Origin of the sequence: Cerasicoccus arenae (genome assembly GCF_014651635.1) — a bacterium.
In the GTDB taxonomy this organism is placed as follows: domain Bacteria; phylum Verrucomicrobiota; class Verrucomicrobiia; order Opitutales; family Cerasicoccaceae; genus Cerasicoccus; species Cerasicoccus arenae.
The window spans coordinates 1-19,653 of record NZ_BMXG01000032.1; the positions used below are offsets into that span (position 1 = coordinate 1).

The 19,653-nt window shown below is 49.8% G+C and carries 19 protein-coding genes; 13 read left to right on the top strand and 6 right to left on the bottom strand.

Translation table 11 applies throughout. The features are described from left to right. Positions 1-62: 62 nt before the first annotated feature. Complete coding sequence (locus IE065_RS17145; RefSeq protein ID WP_189517387.1) at positions 63-1,106, bottom strand: hypothetical protein; 1,044 nt, start codon at positions 1,104-1,106, stop codon at positions 63-65. A 329-nt stretch (positions 1,107-1,435) separates the two neighbouring features. After that, positions 1,436-3,133, bottom strand: coding sequence for a helix-turn-helix transcriptional regulator (locus IE065_RS17150; RefSeq protein WP_189517389.1), 1,698 nt, complete (start codon positions 3,131-3,133; stop codon positions 1,436-1,438). Positions 3,134-3,228: 95 nt separating this feature from the next. Between IE065_RS17150 and IE065_RS17155 the strand changes: the two genes are divergently transcribed. From IE065_RS17155 to trxA, 11 genes are all read left to right on the top strand, one after another. Continuing rightward, entirely contained in the window at positions 3,229-4,965 is a 1,737-nt protein-coding gene (locus IE065_RS17155) for a right-handed parallel beta-helix repeat-containing protein (RefSeq protein ID WP_229792150.1), read from the top strand. Positions 4,966-5,121: 156 nt separating this feature from the next. Then, positions 5,122-5,904 carry an endonuclease gene (locus IE065_RS17160; protein WP_189517393.1) on the top strand — a complete coding sequence of 261 codons (783 nt, stop codon included), beginning with the start codon at positions 5,122-5,124 and terminating at the stop codon, positions 5,902-5,904. An 87-nt stretch (positions 5,905-5,991) separates the two neighbouring features. Further along, positions 5,992-6,675, top strand: a complete 684-nt coding sequence (locus tag IE065_RS17165; protein ID WP_189517395.1) for a prepilin-type cleavage/methylation domain-containing protein — start codon at positions 5,992-5,994, stop codon at positions 6,673-6,675. 339 nt (positions 6,676-7,014) lie between these two features. Then, positions 7,015-7,752, top strand: a complete 738-nt coding sequence (locus IE065_RS17170; protein ID WP_189517397.1) for a hypothetical protein — start codon at positions 7,015-7,017, stop codon at positions 7,750-7,752. A 113-nt stretch (positions 7,753-7,865) separates the two neighbouring features. After that, entirely contained in the window at positions 7,866-9,329 is a 1,464-nt protein-coding gene (locus IE065_RS17175; RefSeq protein ID WP_189517399.1) for a hypothetical protein, read from the top strand. A gap of 201 nt (positions 9,330-9,530) precedes the next feature. Further along, on the top strand, positions 9,531-11,258 hold the full coding sequence (locus IE065_RS17180; RefSeq protein ID WP_189517400.1) for a sodium:solute symporter family transporter: 1,728 nt from the start codon (positions 9,531-9,533) through the stop codon (positions 11,256-11,258). 54 nt (positions 11,259-11,312) lie between these two features. Then, positions 11,313-12,347: a LacI family DNA-binding transcriptional regulator gene (locus IE065_RS17185; RefSeq protein WP_189517402.1), complete on the top strand. Its 1,035-nt coding sequence runs from the start codon at positions 11,313-11,315 to the stop codon at positions 12,345-12,347. Between the two features lie 126 nt (positions 12,348-12,473). Continuing rightward, the gene (locus IE065_RS17190) at positions 12,474-13,181 is read left to right on the top strand and encodes a prepilin-type N-terminal cleavage/methylation domain-containing protein (protein WP_189517404.1); all 708 of its coding nucleotides are present in this window, start codon (positions 12,474-12,476) and stop codon (positions 13,179-13,181) included. 121 nt (positions 13,182-13,302) lie between these two features. Then, positions 13,303-14,184 carry a hypothetical protein gene (locus tag IE065_RS17195; RefSeq protein WP_189517406.1) on the top strand — a complete coding sequence of 294 codons (882 nt, stop codon included), beginning with the start codon at positions 13,303-13,305 and terminating at the stop codon, positions 14,182-14,184. 327 nt (positions 14,185-14,511) lie between these two features. Further along, a complete protein-coding gene (locus IE065_RS17200) occupies positions 14,512-15,105 on the top strand; it encodes a hypothetical protein (RefSeq protein WP_189517408.1) in 594 nt (197 codons plus the stop codon). Positions 15,106-15,154: 49 nt separating this feature from the next. Next, the gene (trxA, locus tag IE065_RS17205) at positions 15,155-15,562 is read left to right on the top strand and encodes a thioredoxin (protein ID WP_189517410.1); all 408 of its coding nucleotides are present in this window, start codon (positions 15,155-15,157) and stop codon (positions 15,560-15,562) included. Between the two features lie 14 nt (positions 15,563-15,576). Here the strand turns inward: trxA and IE065_RS17210 are convergent, their stop codons facing one another. From IE065_RS17210 to IE065_RS17225, 4 genes are read right to left on the bottom strand one after another with little or no spacing between them, the layout of a single operon-like run. After that, on the bottom strand, positions 15,577-17,031 hold the full coding sequence (locus tag IE065_RS17210; RefSeq protein WP_189517412.1) for a hypothetical protein: 1,455 nt from the start codon (positions 17,029-17,031) through the stop codon (positions 15,577-15,579). A 12-nt stretch (positions 17,032-17,043) separates the two neighbouring features. After that, a complete protein-coding gene (locus IE065_RS17215) occupies positions 17,044-17,463 on the bottom strand; it encodes a phosphoribosyl-AMP cyclohydrolase (protein WP_189517414.1) in 420 nt (139 codons plus the stop codon). Continuing rightward, entirely contained in the window at positions 17,460-17,819 is a 360-nt protein-coding gene (locus IE065_RS17220; RefSeq protein ID WP_189517415.1) for a DUF4870 domain-containing protein, read from the bottom strand. The genes IE065_RS17215 and IE065_RS17220 overlap by 4 nt, the downstream gene beginning before the upstream one ends. A 17-nt stretch (positions 17,820-17,836) precedes the next feature. Then, positions 17,837-18,622, bottom strand: coding sequence for a substrate-binding periplasmic protein (locus tag IE065_RS17225; protein ID WP_189517417.1), 786 nt, complete (start codon positions 18,620-18,622; stop codon positions 17,837-17,839). 99 nt (positions 18,623-18,721) lie between these two features. Here IE065_RS17225 and IE065_RS17230 point away from each other — a divergent pair, with 99 nt between their 5' ends. Together IE065_RS17230 and IE065_RS17235 are read left to right on the top strand one after the other, a co-directional pair. After that, entirely contained in the window at positions 18,722-19,135 is a 414-nt protein-coding gene (locus tag IE065_RS17230) for an OsmC family protein (RefSeq protein WP_189517419.1), read from the top strand. Further along, positions 19,135-19,653, top strand: a 519-nt coding sequence (locus IE065_RS17235) for a hypothetical protein (RefSeq protein WP_189517421.1), incomplete at its 3' end; no start/stop codon positions are given. The genes IE065_RS17230 and IE065_RS17235, both read left to right, overlap by 1 nt.

Sequence of the window (19,653 nt, forward strand, 5' to 3'; positions counted from 1 at the left end):
ACAACTGTCACGCTTCAAACCTGTATCAACGATCTCGACATCCATAAGAGCAGTTTAGCAAATCAAAGCGAATCGAGGAAGGCGGTCGAAGCCCGGACGCTTACGCTTTTTTGAAGAATTGTATAGTGAATCGATGGGGAGTCGGATTGAATATTTACATCTAAAGCTTGAGGCCTAAAATTAGAATTTTCATCTTCAAGCAATGTTATGAAATTCCTGAGAGCATTAAATGCCGGCTTTCTCGATAGGTCATAACGAAGCAGGCCATAATTAGCTTCAGAAACATTTCCATTACGGCTATGTTCATAGGAATCAATAAATTCATAAAGGTGCGTACGCGTAATTCCCCTGTTGAAATATTCGCACAGTAGTCGCAGTATATATTTTGCATGAACACTTTCTGGGACACCCGGCGGTTGTGACTCTACCCTTCCGAAGGCCGTATGATATCCGCATTCAGTTGCAACCACAGGCTTCAAGTAAACATTTGATCCCAATACTTTATTGGCCGATTCCATAAACGGATCCACACTCGACGGCAGCCCACCAGATGCATAGGAATGCATGACTGAATAATCAAAATAATCCAATGGCGCTAATATATTATTGTTCAATCGATAGGCGATAGAAGGCGCAATTACTGGAAGGTGATGGGTAGATAGATTTAACTTAATCGCATTATATAAATCCGCTTGGGCTATTCTTGTTGCCTGTGGAAATCCACTATTAGGATCTTCATCCGTTTCGTTTAAGCCCTCGACCGCAACAACCGCCTCTGGATTGTTTCGTATCTTATTTAAATATGAATCCATGTCTGGCAACATGGTAACGGTTGATTTCACTCCCAGATCTTCGAATAACTCAACAGTTCTAATTGTAAATCGATCCCTAATATAGCGCACACCAACTTCTTCTAGTCTATTTTTGGCTTCGCTGTATGCAAATCCGTAAGGTGAGTTTGGATAATCCCAATGAGTACAGACTCCAATACTCTCTATAATGTCCTCGGTTTTTTGGGTAGGCTCAAAAGCATCAGCGTTGATTTGCATTAAGATAAATGCAGTAAGAGCTGCTGCTGAAGCATAGCGAGTGCGCTTCAGTTTCATCGTTTTCTCCTTGGTTTGGGGTTTGTCGAAAGATGCCCAACGAACTACATCCAAACTATGACCGTATGGGGTTTAAGCGGTTTCCTAATACTGGGGTTGGATGGAGATTGGGGCAGGTAATCTCTCTGCATGCCAAATTGAAGGTTGCACTGATATAGACAAGCGTATTGCCGCAAAAGACCTTACGCTAGTTCCTTATTTGGAACAATTAAATGAATTGGTTACTAATGTGCCACATGAACAGGCACCTAGTGTTTTGTGTTGGCTTTTCAAAGGGCAATTTAGTCTTAGTCGACGATAAAAGCACCCCAGCTTTTCCCGATCTGCCACTATGCGATGCGACGATAGCGGTAGACGAGTGGCGTGCAGTGATACTCGCGCTTAAAGGCAGCAATGAAAGCGCTGGTGTTAGCATAAAGAGCACTGGAGGCTATCTTACTGATTGCCTCGTTGCCGTTGGCCAGTTCACTCGCTGCCTGTGCTAGCCGGTGACGACGTACAATTTGCGAAGGTGTGCCCCCTTGCCATTGGCGTCGAAGGCAACGAGTCAAATAGGCCCGAGAGTATCCGATGGATTTGGCGTAGTCGCTAATTGTCCCTATTTTTCGGTAAAAATTTGAGGCCTGAAATCGCTGTAAATCCGGCAGATCCAACGGACGAATCGTGTCGGAATGCAGTAGAGATTCCCAACTGAGCAACCAGTCATACGCGGCCCGTGACCTTTCTACCGAGGGTGAGCCTCGACCGGCATTCCATCTTCCTACCCAACGCCGCGCCATTTTGACGGAGACGCTTTGCTTAGGCACCTGAAAAGCCCAACCATAGCGGCTAGTTAAATGATTCATGGCCTTTCGAGACCAAGGGTCTCGCATGTGAATCCAGATGCGTTTCCATGGCTTACCTTGGGGGGTCGACCAGCGTCCGAACATTGGTTTGGGGTGAATGACCACTGTGCCGGGACCAACATCCAGATGGTGGCCATCAACTTCGAAACGGGCGTGGCCCTCCACCGTGTAGATCCAACTAATAGCGCTAGTGATCGTATTGATGGCCAGATTGAACGGTGTTTCATAGGGGAAATCGACCTGTCCCCCGTCAAACTGAAAGTAGGGCAGCCCCCAAAGGCAAATGGGCCGCTCATCCTGATCTACTTTGTCCATCAATACTTCGGCTCGACGCGTTTTCGACGATAATGAAGGGGGACTGATTAGCTCGCCTTGATGGGTGGTACGCCATTGTCCGGGAGTGGTGCCTTCAGCTGCACGGAATGCAGTGCAGAAGGCCGATGCTCCAGAATAACCGCAGAGACGGGCAATTGCTTGTAAGGTCATCTCTGTTCCGCAGAGGAGTCGTTTTGCCAGTGTCAGGCGCTGAACCCTCAAAAATGGCACAAGGGAGGGATAGCCGCTGTTCTTCCAACATTTGCGCAGGTGGGACTGGTGGCAGCCCAGCTCATACGCGATGGATTTCAGCGAGAATTGATTCCGTTCCGCAATGGTTGATAGAGTCGCCGGGCCTCCCGCCAGCAGTTTTCCGAGATTGAGCCGTCCTTGATCCGCGAAATCATGCAGGATCGAAAACCAGTAAAAGAGCTCCCGGGAAGTGGGGATATTGTGCGCTAGTGCTTGAGTGGCATTACGTGCTTCATGAGTGGGAGGTATTCTCAGAATACGTCCGTACTGCCGTTGGAGTTCACCAAGATATGTGCATGAAAGTTCGTCATCGAAATCCAACTCTAAGAGCCTGACGCTTGAACTTTCGGGCGCTTTTGCCTGGAGCTGCAGGTCTGCTCGACAGTGAAAAACGGTGTTCGGCTCAAGCATATGAGTGACGTTGCCCTCCTCAATTTGGACAGACTGGTCGAAAACAACGAGCAGGCGAACGCCCCCTTCCTGGCGGGGCAACGGATGCCAAGTGTATTGCTTTTCAAAGGTGAGCCAACGACATGACCCCAGCTTCGGATGAAGAATAGGGCTGCTTAATTGCGGTGTGGGCGGATTCTTGGGGGGGGGGGGCACTACAGACATGATTGACTTGGCTGAAAAGGTATCAAAATCGTTATTTATTCAAATTCTATTAATAGATTTATCGATGTAAGTCGACTATATTGGTGGTGTTTTCAATGGTTGTTTCTCGCATGATTTTTACCCGCATTCATTTTCTCAGTCATCTTTGTTGTATTGGATGGGCTTTATCTTCGTCAGCTCAGACAGTCGAGCTATGGCGCACAGATCAACTACTCGAAAGCTTCGACTCCATCCAGAAGGCCGTAGATGTTGCCCTCGCGGGTGACCGGATTCAATTGCGCGAAGGAGTTTACCACGAAAGTGTTTACATTGACGGCAAGCATGCGGACCCCGCCAATCCCATCGTTTTAGAGGGCACTCCTGGGGAACGCGTTGTGCTTGATGATGCGGATCCGGGGTTGCAGATTTCAGAAAATGGCCGTTGGCAATGGGATGAGGGCGACGACGCTTGGATTGCCACCGTGCCATGGTCGGGGCGTGATTCGCGAAGCCTTTTAAGTTGGGCTAGCTATGACGATGGACGTCTCATCGCGAGCCATCACAACGAGGAAAAATTTAAAGAAGGTGCCCGTGGGGACGCTTTATGGAGAACCGGAGAACATGTTCACCTGCGTTTGCTTGATAAGGTGGACCCGAATACGCTCTCTCTCAACATCGGCAGGAGTGAAGCGATTATCTATTTCAACGACAGCTCAGGCTGGGTGATACGTAATTTGACTTTGCGCCACGCGGGGTTTGCCGGAGTTTATCTGAACGGAAAAGGTGTCAGCGATATCGAATTGGAACATCTGACCATTGAGGATTCCTTCCGCGGCATATCGTCTGAGGACTACGGCGCTGGCGGTCCTTCGTCTAGAATACAAATCAGCGATTGTCGCATCCTCAATCGTTGGGATTTTTCCTGGGCATGGAAAGAAGGATATCGCGACGCCGAGTCTCCCAGTAGCGATGAAGCTGCTCCCGTGCGGGGCTCTGGCATTCACCTACGGGCCCGAGATAGTAAAATCCTCCGCTGCGAAGTCGCCGGCCAGTGGGATGGCATGCAGTTGCAAGGGACCAACTTGACCATCCAGCGTAACCTCATCCATCACATCAAGGATGATATGATCGAGTTAGAATCCAATAATTCCAAAAACGTGCGGGTTTTCGAAAACATTGGTTTTAATTTATTTTCTGGGCTCAGTGTGGTCGCAAACCGAGGAGGCCCCGTATATATCTACCGGAACTTTATTCAGACCAACATGCTTTCACGCATGTATGATGATGTCTGGCGCTACGGATACCCATTAAAATTTGGCAATGACTGGGGCCCGGGCGCGGAGCATATATACATTTACCAAAACACCTTCGATTCGCTGGGGCGCAGTATGTTTGTCGCCCGCCGATCGAATCCCCAGAAGTGGCGAAATATCGAATGGGTGAATAACATCTTCAGCCGTGGCGACGACGGCCCTGTTGGAATCGAAGGCATGGGGGCTCCGGATCAGGGCCTACATTGGGAAGGTAACCTTTTCACGAAGAAGGAAGAGATGGATCGGCTCAGGGCATACGACGCAGCCTACTCAACTGCCGGGATACTGGGGCAACCTGGCTTTGTTTCACCTAATCGTTATCCGCCTGATCCCAGCATCCGAGAAGACAGTGATGTAGTAGGCGCGGGTAGTTTACGAGCCATCGAATCCGGGTGGCCAGATTCCATCGAGTCCGATTCCACGACGGCACCCGAAATCGGTGCTATTCCGTTCGGGATGGCCGTTTTTAAAGCCGGAACAAGCCAACCACCTTTCTTGCCTTGGAATGAGTGTGACGAAGCGAGCACAGCAGCTCCGTGAATGTCACAGATTCAGTATAAATGCATAAAATCTAAATTGACCGTTACTGTTAACCGAAATTAAAATAAAGCTTAGTCCTCATTCTCCGATATACCTAATGCACATGATTTTAAACGCCTCATTATTGTTAATATAAACACGCAAACACTATAAATTATGAATATGTTGAAATATGCCCCAGTAGCTTGCTGCCTTCTGCAAGCTAGTTTTGCTTTGCCTCTTAATGCGCAAGTCGCCTTTGAGGATAACTACACACAAGATTTCGATTCGTTGCCCCTCTACGAGAGCAGCTCCGGCACCGCTGTTTTTAACTTTACGAATAATTCGACCCTCGATGGTTGGTATTCCAGCGTCGGCAATGGCGTAAACGAGGCACGTTCCAGCGGGGGTGCTGCGGCTTCTTCCGGCAGTCTTTACAATTGGGGCCGAACCGCTGACCGTGCACTAGGTACGTTTGATGCGGATGGCTACGGCAGTAATACCGTTTATTTCGGTGTCGTATTGCAAAACAACAGCGGCGCAACGATTGACTCTCTCAACGTGTCATACGTGATTGAGCAGTGGCGCAAGAATAGCAACGTTACTACGTGGAACCTTGAATACCTCGTGACTGCGGATAGTGGTAATGCAATTGGATCATCCGGCTACACAACAGTCCCAGGAAGCACGCTCGAATCAACGGTTGGTAGTGCTGGTGGCTCGAACGGCAATTATAGCGGCAATCAAAACCCTTTTGATCTAGATATCGACAGTATCGGTTGGAGTAACGGCGACTACCTCTGGTTGCGCTGGTCCAACGATCAAGGTGCCGACTCAGGCGGATTGGGGTTGGACAATTTGAATGTCTCTCAGATCCCCGAATCGAGCTCTACGACCCTGATTCTCTGCGTACCGCTGTTGTTCCTTTTGCTGCGCCGTTTTGCACGAAAGTCTGCCTAAGGGAAAGGCTATCAAACGCATAAAACTAACTCCATTGAATTTATGTATTTAAGGAAACATCTAGGTTCAAATCGAGTTGGATTTTCATTGATCGAGTTGCTGGCTTCCATAGCCACGATCGCAATACTGGCGGCCATTCTCATCGTTGTGGTGCAGCGTGTTCGCACCACAGCGCAGGCGACTGAATGCACATCGAACCTACGCCAGTTGCATGCCGCAACTTGGCTTTGGATTACAGACTCTGACAACCACATGCCAGACAGGCGTTGGTGGTCTTATAACAAAGAGAAAACGAGCTCGACCTCCAAGTATCAGATTGCCCCCTATCTCGACTTGGTTTCTTCGTCCGGTGCTGGAGCCGACCTACTGCATCCGACGGCCATGACGTGCCCGGCGGCAAATGACATACAACCCTCCACGCAGGCATGGGCGCGCACCTACAGTATCAACGCACATGCGTCGTCGACGGGAGATGGCGAGGGGCTCGATCCGCGTTGGTACCCTAGAAGCCTTCTCAATATTCAGCATCCCACAGAAATGGCCCTATTTATTGATGGGGCGGTTTCACCAAACAATGGCGGGGGCTATTGGACGAATGTCCAGTATAGTCAAGTAAACCCAAACTCCCATAGCACGCCTATCTCTTATCCACACGGTAACGCCGTAAACGTTGTTTTCGTTGATGGCCACGTGAGTCGTTATACGATGGATGAAATGATAGCAAACTATTCTGATCCCCTAAGCCGCTTTTGGCGTTATTACGCCCCATGAAAATGATGCCGATCGACGGTTGTAAGAGGGCCCACTCGGAACTTTCTATATAACGCGCACACCGATTTACAAAGGCCAAGGATGCTTGAGAACACCCTTGAGTGCCCCAAAAAATACTGATGAGTCATCAGAAGATGACCCGCATCCAATCCTGATGGTCGAAGGAGCGTCAGGATTTTTCTGGTCGATTGAGCGGCAGTTAGAGCGGGTGCATATATTGATTTACAGGATGATCCGGGCCGCCCGTTGTCTATATGTATAGACTTCTGCTAATTTGAAGTAGAGGCCATAAACGGAGTATCGTTTGAAATGTCACGATCCATTGATACCCTAAATCCCATGAGTAAGTTTAAAATCTCTTCGCTTCTTGCTGTCTCGGCAGCCTTCATCATTACATCGTTCCTAGAAGCGAAAGTCGTTTTCACGGACGACTCAGTTTACGCACAGACTTTTGAGGAGGGCTCTTACGGAATGAATGATTCAACTGAAATATCCTCATATGGAGAGTACCCTTGGATCGATAATTCGTCTATTGTAGGCTGGTACATCGTTGTCGACGACAAAGAGCAGGCCCTTTATCGGGCGACTAATGGGCATCGGCAGGAAGGTGACACTGGAATCTATCTCTTTCGCCGAGCGGGCGACAATGGAGCGCTTGGCACAATCCGCAGTCCCTCCAATAGTGGCCTCACCGCATTTGGTGTCGAAATTCATAACGACACAAACAGAACAATAACTGGATTTTCCGTCAGCTACCTCGGGCAGCAATGGCAACAAAATGAAGGGGCCGAGGATGAGCTAACCTTTCAGTATTCCACCAATGCAATTTCCATAAAGACAGGCAACTGGAGCACTGTTGAGGATCTGTCATTCGTGAGCGTTGCCGATACCGGAACAAGCAATTTTGAAGGACTGGTAATTACTTCAGATTCTTTAAGCAAAAAAATATCAGGTAAAATTTCCGGCATAAGGCTCAGAGACGGCGAGAGCATATGGTTTCGTTGGGTTGACCTAGACAATAAAGGTGTCGACCAAGCACTCAGCATCGATTCGCTGAAAATCGAACCTAAGTTTTAAGGTAAAGCTTAGAACTCAGCCCCCCAACATCAGGCGCTTATTATTACAATATACGATTCCATAATACCACCTGTCAAAACTAAAAGCCCAACCCCATATAGCTTTAAACACACATGCCCCTTAAAAAAACATACAGCTTGCTGTCCCTCTTAATGATCACCTTATCTGCGATGGCTTCCCCTGCAAATCTCCGAGCCGATAATACCGAAATAGACGATTCCCTTGGCGAATTAGAGTCCCTGTACAAAGGCGTCCTCCCATGGGTGGCTAGGCTTTATGATCCGAAAAGTGGCGGCTTCTACGAGTCCATCGGGCTTAGGGAAGGGAAGGAACCCAGAGACTTTGGGCCAGACATTCAGGCCACTCATTTTGCGTTTAGCCTCATACGAAGTTCGGATCTATTAGCCAGCATGCCGCCAGAGGTTAAGGGAAAACTGATTCTATATTTCCAAAGCCGACAGAATCCGGAAACCGGTTACTTCAGTGATCCCGATTACCCTGATATGCTCGACAACCAACGCATCATGGCGCGCGCATTATCATTCTCGGTTGCATCATTGAGAAGCTTGGGCGCAGCGCCTCTTTACCCATTACCGGGCAAGCCTCGCGCATCAGCAAATGCTCCAACTAGAATCGAATTAGCTGCGAGCAAGACTGGCCAAATCGTTAAAACGAATCAAGGCCCAGAGGAAACAGCGCCAACAGCCTCAAGCAGCAATCGCATACCCCCCGCCTCAACAAATAAAGACAATGCCGAATCCAATCCGGATTTAGAGGACAAAGAATCTGCCAGCGACAACGTTTACATCGTGCCTAATTCGAAAACACTATCGATCGAGATTCAGGCAAACACGCCGCCCCATCTGGCCTCAACCGAAGCTTTTCATCAATGGCTGGATGAACGCCCTTGGCACTTCGCATGGACAGCCATGGACAACATCCAGTCCCAGCAAACCTTAATTAATAGTCTTCCAGAGCCTTATCGCACGACCATCATTGATAAGGCCATTGCATACATATCTGAACGCCAAGAGGCAAACACGGGCCTCATCGGAGGAGGAACCCCCGAGGTGCGACTATCGGGCGCATTTAAGCTAGTGTTGTTTTTCCGAGCAATGAAGCGTCCCATTCCCCACACTGAAGAAATTCAGAAAACCGTCATTGAATGGCTAGAATCAGAACCGGAAACAGAGAAGATCTACTTTGTTCGAAACACCATTGATATGCTTGATATCCTAGTTGAGGAGACCGGCCAAAATCTCACTAATGAGCAAATGGTTGCGGTCATCAACTTTGCCACCCGCGAGCTTAAACGATACCTTCAAAGCGATGGTGGCTTCAGTCGCTTTACTTATGGTTTTTACATTAGCCCCAATGATCTCTACTTGAGCGACGCCGACCGGATCCCTGCCCAGGCCGGTCCACAAGGCCAACTGAACGGAACGACAATGGCAATACGCACGAGGGCTGCATTATACACTCTTGCTGGAAGAAAGACGCCGTCACTTAGAATGTATGATTTCTGGGATGTTGCTTTAGCCGATGGCGAGCATGAGCCTTCTCAAGTTGAGAAGTAAAATGATCGAAGCAAAATCAAAGCGGATCCAGTAACACGGAGGGGAGGCAACAGGTGCCAGTTGGCTCCTTTATGCCCATTAACAATATAATCCATTTCGGGTTATTAATACCACGACGCGCATCGCTCAATCCATCGACTTGGAATAACGCGGTGACGCGTGTCTCTCGGGCAAATTTACACGGACCACTAATTGTGAAGCATGACTCTTAACTACATAACACTGGTAACATACCTTGTCCTTCTGATGGTCGTCGGTGCGGTTTTCTCAAAGATGAACAAGAACGTGAGCGACTTCGCCCGGGGAGGGGCGCAGGGCACATGGTGGATGGTTGGAACCAGTATGTTCATGGGCGGGATCAGTGCCTTCACCTTCACTGGCAATGCCTCTGCTGCTTTTTTATCCGGGCCTACTTTCCTTGTCCTGTATCTCGCAAATTGTGTGGGACTTGCCATCTGCATCGTCATTGGGCCTTGGTTCCGACAAACTCGTGCGATCACTTGGGCCGATGTCATCAAAGAGCGTTTTCATGTAAGTGTGGAACAGTTTAGCGTATATTTCTCCCTGATATTACAGCCCGTGGGAGCGGCAACGCAGCTCTATGCTCTGGCAATTTTTATGTCGGCAATTTTGGGCCTTCCAACCTCATACTTTATTCTAGGGCTTGGTTTGATAGTCGTCTTTTACTCAACCACCGGTGGGCGCTGGGCGGTGATGGCAACGGATTTTGTGCAAGGACTCGTGCTATTTGCACTAACGGTTTTAGTATTTTTCCTAGCGCTCCATAAGGTTGGCGGGATTGAGAGTTTCTTTTCCTATTTCAGCGATCCCCGCTTCGCCGATGACTTTAAATTCGTTAAATCCAGTGGGCAATTTCCAGAAGACAAATTTACGTGGAAGTGGATTGCTGTTGTGTTCATCTTGCAGCTTCAGGGCTACGTGAATCTAAACACGGTTGGTCGCTTTCTTTCTGCGAAAGACAGTCGTCACGCTCGCTGGGCTGCCATCTGGGCCTGCTTTCTGATGCTCATTGGGACGCTTGTCTGGTTTTTGCCCCCAATGGTTTCCCGCTTCCTCTATTCTGATGAAGTGATGAATTTGGCCATTAAGGAGCCTGCCACTGCGAGCTATGCCGTCATTGCTCAGCATCTTTTGCCTAATGGCCTGATGGGGCTGATGCTTGCCGCCATGCTAGGGGCAACGATGAGTAGCATGGATACGGGCTTGAACAGCGTCGCCGGGGTGGTGGTAAACAATATCATTCCACGACTACGCAAAAAATCTGGCAAACAGCCTTTGAACGATAAAACTAACATTCGGCTTTGTCGCCTGGTTACGATCTTGCTCGGTGTTTACATCATATTTGTCAGCTTGTTGTTGGCCTTACAAAAGGGATTAGCGCTTTTCGATGCCTACCTGATGATTGCTGCCATTGTCGGACTCCCCTTGAGCATGCCCATGCTATTGGGTCTATGGATACCCAAACTCCATTGGAAAGCATACTTTATAATTATTGGTGCCGCAATCACCCCATCCATTTATTTCGTGATACGCAGCAGCATCTTTGGCGAAGTGTGGCCCATCCAAGATCGCTTATTATGGATTTACGCTCTTAGTTTTCTGGGCGTGGCCCTTTCTTGGCGATTCTGGAAACACGGCACCGATGCTTATAAAAAACAGGTTCAGCGGTTTTACGAAAAAATGCATCGGCCTGTCGATTTCAACAAAGAAATCGGCGAATCTCGTGATTCGGAGCAATGCAAGATCCTAGGCTGGACGACTCTTATCCTTGGCTCGCTGATCTTCCTTTATCTGCTGGCTGCAAACTCCCTTAGTGGGCGGCTGCAAATAGCAGCTCTCGGGGCTTTCATAACCAGCATCGGCTTCATACTGATTTATTATTCCAAACGATATAAAAAAGGCCAATAGCGCTTTGAATGTAACCTTGATTACCCAATAGGCATTCTGACATTCTCACATGTAATGGATGCACTCCGGGCGACTCAGAAAGACATAGCCAAGCTGACTGACTTAGCCCAAGCGACCGTATCAATGGCGTTGGCGGATAATCCCAGAGTTTCCAAGGAAACCCGAAAAAGAGTCCATGAAGTCGCAAAACAGCTTGGCTATCGCCCTGATCCTAATCTAACCGCTTTATCAGCCTACCGGAAGTGCTCGAAGTCGGCGAAATATCAGGCAACCCTGGCCTGGCTGGTCAATGATCCGGAGAGCGAGCTATGGGGCACGATTCCTCTCTTTTACCGAGATTACCACTTAGGCGCAGTTGAGCGGGCGAAGGAGCTAGGATATCAAGTGGAGGAGCACCAGTTGTTGAGCAATGGCATGACACCGAAACGGCTGTCCGGGCTGTTATGGACACGAAACATACCAGGCATTCTACTTTCTCCCCAAGCTGGGCCAAACCGAACGATGGATTTTGATTTTTCAAAGTTCTCTGTCGTCACCTTTGGCCACACATTGGCATCGCCAGAAGTCCATACAGTCGTTTCTCATCAATCCAAATCCATGATCAAACTCATGGAGCAGATAATGAAACTTGGCTACAAACGTCCCGGTTTAGCATTATCGAAACAGAGCAATCAACGCACACTTCATAATTGGTCATCAGCTTTTTGGGCAGCGCAGCAAGCCTTGCCCTTAGAAAACCGTGTGCCAATGTGCTTTGAGGACAAAATTACCGAGCAGAATTTTTTGCCATGGTTTAAAGAACATCGCCCAGATGTCGTTGTGACAGAGCAGAAACAGGCTCCGGAGTGGCTGAATTCAGTGGGAGAGCGCATTCCAGAAACGCTTGGGCTCGCTTATATAGCCCTCCATGATGAGAATAGTAATTATTCAGGCATCCATGAAAACTCAAAGCTCATCGGTGCCCGCGCACTCGAATTCCTTGTCGACCTCATCCACCGACGTGAGCAAGGAGTGCCTGAAGTACCACTCACACTAATGATCGATGGCACTTGGGTTGAGGGGACGACCCTGCGGCAGCAATCCGCTTAGAAGGTGTCTAAGCCTACTTCAGCAGGCACCACCGCCTTGTCTGCAGCAAGGTTATAAAACACCAATTCTATATGTATTACTTTAATTAGAGCAGCATATACAGGATCCCAGTGCTATATTCCCATCATGCTTATTACCCCGATTACCCTTACAAGGAATAAGAAGCTTCATGCATTTACACTCGTCGAAACCTTAGTTGTCATCGCGATCATTGCGATATTGGCGACCATTCTCATCCCTGTGATTCAGTCCGTTCGTAGGAATGCAGCAGTTTCAAGAAACATTTCGAATCTTAGGAATTTACAGTCTGCGAATCAGCTCTACGCCACGGAGCACAGCGGTAATTACGTTCCCGTTGGTTCATTTAATGAAAAAGGTTCCTATGGGAATTTTTGGCATGAGAATCCAAGCTTTGTAACCGAATATCTTGGATTTACGGATGTCAACCAGTGGCCCGAAGAGTTTCTTTCGCCCTGGGCATCCATACGCAGTAGCGACGGACAATTGCTCATCGAACGTTCTTATGGATATAATTACACCGGCTTGGGAGCCTATGGGATTCCTGGAACTTCGCGAAATGCCAATATGATGACTCTGGCCAATCCCTCAAAGACGTTGGCATTCGCCGATGCGCTTGACTGGCAAATTCAAATCTACGGGGCGGATCGCTATAATGGGGTCGAAGAGGTGAATAACAACAACACCAACTCGGCGATTGCCTATCGATATAATGGCTATGCCGGAGTGGTCTATTTCGATGGCCATGCTGAGATGTTAAATCGAGAGCAAGTCGTTGATAATCAAGAGCTCTGGAACATACGATCAACGAATTAGCCCCATATCTCTTAATTGGGACAATTCAGTCTATATGTATAGAATCTGGTTCGCTTGCCAATGAACAGGACCTGAAGCATTCTTAAGAATTGAATCAATAATCACCCTACAAAACGATCCCATGAAATATACCAAACTGATCTCCTCCACCTGCTTGCTTGCCTCCATTAGCGCCTTGCACGGGCAGATTTCATTAACGGATGCCGGTTATACCCAAGACTTTAATGCGACTGGCACATTCAGCCTTAGCTATGGTACCGGTTCTCATACCTGGACCGACAACTCGACAATCCCCGGTTGGTACGCCGCAACGGATAGCCCGAACAATGGCAATTACCGCGCCAGCAATGGCAGAGGGCAATCACCGACCTCCGTCACTCCGAATTCGTCTCTCTTTGCCTTTCGGACGGGAACTGGAATTGATGGCAATGACGGTGCCCTTGGCTCCATCGCTGACGGAACCCATCATGCCGTAATTGGTGTACAATTCACCAATAACACTGCGTCCGCGATCAATGGGCTGGACATCAGCTACACTGGTGAACAGTGGGCTTGGAATTCCAGCAGTGATCTCAACAGCCTTAATTTTGCATACTCAACCGATGCCACCAGTCTATCGACCGGAGTATGGACTGACGTTTCATTGTTAAACTTCACCGCCCTTTATTCTGGTGGTAGCGGAGAGGCGCTAAATGGCAATTCTGATGAAATCTTTGAGAACGGCACCGGCTATGTGGCGAAAACCGCTGGCCAAGCTGGTGGCCCTGGTGCCACGAACTTTACAAATATTGGTTCCACCCTCACTGGTCTTTCAATTGCGCCCGGTGAGACATTTTGGTTCCGCTGGACAGATAACTTTAACGACGAAGGTTTTTCCGGCGTAGGCCAAGGCATCGCAATTGATAACTTCAGCGTTGGCGTAATCCCAGAATTCTCCTCTGTGGCTCTTTCCTTAGGCGGCGTGGCACTCGCATTGTGCTTCTTACGCAGACGCACACGCTAGTTTCACTCGCATCTGGCTCCGCCGCACCAAGCCCAGCAGTTTCACGATAATCTGAACTACTGGGTTTTTTCGTGCCCAGTTAGAACAAAGCGCCAACGCGATACTCTCGATCTACCAAGACGGTCATCCGCGTCGATGAATGCTTTGGCAAATTCAGACTTTTGACTAGATCCCTACATGACTAACCGACCATCAATTAGACGAATACCCGCAGCAGCCAGTAGGGACCTAATGCCTTGACATCCTCTACGAAAGGTGCTTTCATGCTTAATTATTCAACGGATAATGGTAACCTACGTGGTTATAAATTGAATAACCTTAGCAATTGTGAGCGAGAAAACTACATTGGGCGAACTCCGCGAGCGCATAATAACGCACTCGATGAAGGATCTTTGGTGGCTAGCCCGTAATGGCGTGACCTACCGCAGCCCGATGAGCCTTCAGGCAGTCGAGCTGACCACAAAGAAAAACCCACAAGGTGACTATCAGATCTGCCATGTTAAGGATGATGGCGATAACGCCGATTGCTGGCACAGCCTTAGCAGCCCCCCCCCCTCGCGCGTCGTCGAGAGCCGCGGCAATACAACCATTTTCCGCGCACCCGCACCAGCTACGGCCCCGAAGAAGCCCATTGCCGCGACCCAAGACCAACGCCCGAATTTCGAAACCGTCCCGGCCCAAAAAAACGTTCCAGAGAAAATCGACGACATGTGCAAGGTGATCCAGCAACTCGAGGCCAAGGTTGACCGCCTGCTAGACGCCAATGAGCTCATAAAGAACCTCGAACACCGCGAAAAATATCTGCGTGAAGCCGAGGAATTGGTACATCAGAAGGCCCAAAATCTTGAGCACGAACGGACCGAGCTAGATCAACTGCGCGACGAGTTGGAAAAGCGCCGCTTCCGCCTAGGCTCGGCCTAATCTCCCCTTCAGCTTGCACATTGGTAAGCATTACGCTTAAACAATAGTCATGAAGCAAGCGGCACTCATTCTTTTTGCGATTTTGGCTTTCGGCTACCTGATTACAAAACCTAAGCCAAACAGCGACTCAAAGCCCAGTCAATCGACCTCCGAATCTCATGGCAACATTGCCTCCGGCAGCTTTGAGCTAGCAGTTCAAAATAAAGAAACCGTATTGGTCGATTTCTGGGCACCTTGGTGTGGACCCTGCAAGACCATGAATCCTATCATCGCCAAAATCTCCGATGATTATTCCGACGACGTCAGCGTGTACAAAGTCAACGTCGACGACTATCCTCAGTTGGCTCAAAAATACGGAGTGCGGGGCATCCCCACGTTCCTGATTTTCAAGAATGGATCACTCGTTGCCACCGAAGTTGGCGCAGTCGGCCGCAAGGGCATTACCCGCCATCTGTAACGGATCTCTGGTCGCTATCGATCAGTCGATATCTTGTCTTCGATCAGCTTGATCATGGCGTCGGCCTGTGCCTTACCACGGATGCGCAGAGGGAACTTCACCTTCTCGCCGTTATGCTTGATGCCCACCAAGTCATAGAAATGCACTTCGCCCGAGCTCATCGTGCTGATCGACTCAAGCCGATCAAGCTCACTGACGTTAACCGAGGCATACTTCGTTAATCCAAAAAAACGCCGCTCTGACTCCAGACGATCCGGGAAGATTTTTAACCGTAGTGAGGTAAACAAAGCCCCCCCGCAACCCGCTGTCACCAGCAGGCCAAAGATTGTCAGGAAGATCGGGAAAATCTTCGGCATGTTGCTGTTCCAAGCAAAATAGGTCCCCACCAGCATCCCCAGGCCGATAAGCAACGGCACGAATAAGAAGATAAAGTTACGACCTGCTCGCGCTTCCACCAAGGTCGCACCTGAGAAATCATCACGAATAACAATACCGCTCTTACGCCAGTCGACAACGGGAGCGGAGGCGACGGTCTCCGCATCGCGAGCCGCTCGGGCGTCAAAATCAGGATCGCTGTTTTCCGTCTTGAAGACCGGCACTTCGAACGTCGACTGATAGTCCACGCCCGGCATCTCCGCCTTTACTTTTAACTCCCATTTAATCGTTACGCTAGAGCTAACATTCTCTGGCGAACTACAGCTAAAAGGAATATTGAACAGCACCGGAATCGCGCTTTGCGTCGGATCGTCGGCCAACGCGTCTTCTTTCACCCATTGCTCACTTTCCCACAGTACCGTGACATTCGTGGAGCGGTTTTTGCCACTACCCGTGACGACTTCTTTGATATTACGCAGGCTAAGATGAAAGCCCTTTTCAGGACGCACATTCACCTTTGTCAGGATGATCCCTCCAAGGCTGCCGCCGATCACACCAGGCACCTCCGCCATATCAAAGGCGGACGACCCAAACTTGCGCCAACGCATCAACTGGTAAATCGCCGCATAAGCCAACCCCAAGCCCACCAAAGGAAATAGCAACACGACATAGCGCGCGGCTTCATCGGCGTTCGACCCTTCCTTAAACACACCAATCGTTGCTGCCCAAGCGATCGCATTCCAAAACACCGCAAAGATAAGAACAAAAATAAAACCGACCTTGTTGCTGTCGACGATACGTCCTTCCGCCCAGTCCCTTCGATGTAACCATGGCGCATTAGGATGCTCGGCTGCGAGTTTCACCGCCTTCTTCCCTTTTTTATGCGATGCAAACGCCGCATAAATAATACCCGCACCGACCAGCGCAAAAAATGTGCCCATGATCACGCCAACCCAAACGGATTGGCCGTCACCGCTATGGCCCTGTTGATACGTGGCAATTGCCGCGCCAACGCCAATTACGAAGAAAAACGATCCAAAAAGCCCAAGGAAAATAGAACCCACGAGGTTTCCTTTGGCACTGGGCGCACTCATTAGTCCAATAAATTATTCGCGCCCAGCAACGAAGCTCAGTGAACCGTCGGCCTCGAGTTTACGATAGTAGCAACCGCTGCGAGCGTGACCGCTGGCCCCCTTTGTATGACATGCACCAGCGCCCTGCGGCTCAACCAGATAGAGGATGCTGTTCTGCTCGCAGTTCACGCGTATTTCCACCAGCTTAAGCGTATCGCCCGAGGTTTTGCCCTTGATCCACAATTCCTTGCGCGAAGTGGACCAGAAGGTCGCCAGCCCCTCGGCCAAAGCAGTGTCTAATGCCAATTGATTGGCGTAACCAACGATGAGTAGCTCGCCAGTCTTCGCGTCCTGAGCCACTGCTGGAAGCACATCTTCGCCACAGTTGGCTACTTTTTTCAGCTTGGTAAAATCAAGCTTAAGTTCGGTTCCTTCTTCAAGTTCGCGACTCATTTTATAAAGCGTATGGTAATTGGGTACTGATAAGGCTCGCCGTTATTGGCTTTGACCGAAGCGATGATAACGAGGATGAGGTCGGCAATAGCCAGTACTGGCAGCAGGATTACGCCGATCCCGACGAAGATCAATATGGCAGCGATAGCCATATAGATCGCCATTGATATCTGGAAATTCAATGCTTCCTTGCCGTGCTGATCAACAGAGGGAATTTCGTTTTTCTTGATCAGCCAAACGATAAGCGGGCCTAAGATGTTGGCCAAAGGAATACTGGTAAACATAGCCAATGCCGATAAGTGGCAGAGCATGTTCCACAGGCGTGCATCTTTTTCCGAAGGAGATATCTCGCTCATAATAGTATTAGGTTCGGTTAATAACGTGGCAGCCAGCGATCAATCACAGTTTGCAGACGGCCGTCACTTTCAAATTCCATCATAGCTTTCGCAACTTGCTCCTGTAGTTTTGCATCGTCTTGGCGCATTGCCCAAGCAAGGTATTCAATGGTCAGGTTGATGTTGACCGGGACCACGTCTTCCATCTCACGTTTACCAGCCAACCAGAGGATAACCGGTGAATCGTAGATAAATGCATCCACTTGTCCACGGACCACAGCATCGGTCGCTGCATCAGGTGAATCGTAGCTGACGATTTCTGCGTTTTTAAAGTTCTCCTTCACAAAGGCGGCACCTGTGGTGTTCGGAATAACGGCAACCTTGCCATTGGTGTCCAACAGGCTGCGGACCGAGGTGTAACGCGCACGAATGTTTTTCCGCACCAGCGACATCTGCCCAAAATTCAGATATGGCGGGGAAAATGCGACGAGGTCCTCGCGCTCACGGGTAACCGTCATGCCGCTCATGATGATGTCGGTCTTGTTCTCACGAAGGGCCGTTATCTGATCCCCCCAAGGCGTCTCAACAAAGACAACTGGGCGGCCAAGCTCTTTGCCCAACAAACGCGCCAAGTCAATTTCTACACCCTCCATTTCATCACCGACCTTAAAGGCCAACGGTGGGCTATCAGACGTCACTCCAACCCGGAGCGGCTTCGTTTTAAAGGGGCTTGGAGCCACCGGTTTTTCTGTTTCACCCTGGATCAGAGAGAGCGGCAAAAGTAGGCACAGGCCCAGTTGGGCAATCATTTTTAGCAGTCGCATGAGCGCGATAATTGGAAATTATCCGCCGCACCGCAATAGGAGAATGCATTCTCTGCTTTCGATTTGCATACGGCCTTTTCGCACCCCAAGATCAACCGCATGGTAGAGATAACCGCACGATACGAAGGCGAATTACGCACCACCGCCACACACGGTCCCTCCGGGGTCACGCTAGTCACGGACGCTCCAGTCGACAACCAAGGCAAGGGCGAATCCTTTTCCCCAACTGACCTCTGCGCCACCGCGCTCGTCAGTTGCATGGCCACCATCATGGGTATCAAGGCCCGCAACCTAAACATCGACCTGACTGGCATGACCATGCGTATTGAAAAACACATGTCAGCAGACCCGCCCCGTCGGATCGTCAGCCTACCCGTCGAAATCCACGCCCCCAGCGCTGTTCCCATGGAGCAACGTGCCACGCTGGAACGGTCCTGCCGCGCTTGCCCCGTCTTTCAAAGCCTACACCCTGCCATCGAGAAAACGTTCCATTTCCACTGGGATCAATCCTGATGGCACGGCTGCTTTTCTACCGTGACCCCGATACCGCCTGGCGTCAGGTGCTGATGCCATGGTTCCAATTCTGGCCACGTGAGGCTTGGCGGCAGAAGCGTCCCGTCGTCTTTCTCGCGCCCGACAGCTCCATAATCGCTTGGGTAAAGAGCCGCTTGGTCAAAGCGGGCATCCCGGCGCTGGGCATTCAATTCCATGCCCCCGGTGGCCTACGTGCGCTCTTGCGAGGGGGGGGGGAGACCCGCCCACTGGCCTTACGCGAAGACTTGCGCCTGCTGATGGAACTTGCCGCAGTCGACCTGCCAGACAATCCCATTGCGCAAGCCACCGCCCAGGAACCCAGCGATTTCCTCAGACACTGTGACCGCCTGGAAGCCGCCGGTTGGGATGCCAACGCCTTTGACTTGCCAGAAGCGCGTGAGCTCGCCAATCGCTTCTATCAATTGATTGATGAGTCCGGATTGCAAACTTCATCTTCGGCGGATCGCGCCCTTCTGAACAAACAGCCCCCCCCCCCC

Coding starts and splice junctions, on each gene's coding strand:
- IE065_RS17145 (WP_189517387.1), bottom strand. CDS start 1,106: ATGAAACTGAAGCGCACTCGCTATGCTTCAGCAGCAGCTCTTACTGCA.
- IE065_RS17150 (WP_189517389.1), bottom strand. CDS start 3,133: ATGTCTGTAGTGCCCCCCCCCCCCAAGAATCCGCCCACACCGCAATTA.
- IE065_RS17155 (WP_229792150.1), top strand. CDS start 3,229: ATGGTTGTTTCTCGCATGATTTTTACCCGCATTCATTTTCTCAGTCAT.
- IE065_RS17160 (WP_189517393.1), top strand. CDS start 5,122: ATGAATATGTTGAAATATGCCCCAGTAGCTTGCTGCCTTCTGCAAGCT.
- IE065_RS17170 (WP_189517397.1), top strand. CDS start 7,015: ATGAGTAAGTTTAAAATCTCTTCGCTTCTTGCTGTCTCGGCAGCCTTC.
- IE065_RS17175 (WP_189517399.1), top strand. CDS start 7,866: ATGCCCCTTAAAAAAACATACAGCTTGCTGTCCCTCTTAATGATCACC.
- IE065_RS17180 (WP_189517400.1), top strand. CDS start 9,531: ATGACTCTTAACTACATAACACTGGTAACATACCTTGTCCTTCTGATG.
- IE065_RS17185 (WP_189517402.1), top strand. CDS start 11,313: ATGGATGCACTCCGGGCGACTCAGAAAGACATAGCCAAGCTGACTGAC.
- IE065_RS17190 (WP_189517404.1), top strand. CDS start 12,474: ATGCTTATTACCCCGATTACCCTTACAAGGAATAAGAAGCTTCATGCA.
- IE065_RS17195 (WP_189517406.1), top strand. CDS start 13,303: ATGAAATATACCAAACTGATCTCCTCCACCTGCTTGCTTGCCTCCATT.
- trxA (WP_189517410.1), top strand. CDS start 15,155: ATGAAGCAAGCGGCACTCATTCTTTTTGCGATTTTGGCTTTCGGCTAC.
- IE065_RS17210 (WP_189517412.1), bottom strand. CDS start 17,031: ATGAGTGCGCCCAGTGCCAAAGGAAACCTCGTGGGTTCTATTTTCCTT.
- IE065_RS17215 (WP_189517414.1), bottom strand. CDS start 17,463: ATGAGTCGCGAACTTGAAGAAGGAACCGAACTTAAGCTTGATTTTACC.
- IE065_RS17220 (WP_189517415.1), bottom strand. CDS start 17,819: ATGAGCGAGATATCTCCTTCGGAAAAAGATGCACGCCTGTGGAACATG.
- IE065_RS17225 (WP_189517417.1), bottom strand. CDS start 18,622: ATGCGACTGCTAAAAATGATTGCCCAACTGGGCCTGTGCCTACTTTTG.
- IE065_RS17230 (WP_189517419.1), top strand. CDS start 18,722: ATGGTAGAGATAACCGCACGATACGAAGGCGAATTACGCACCACCGCC.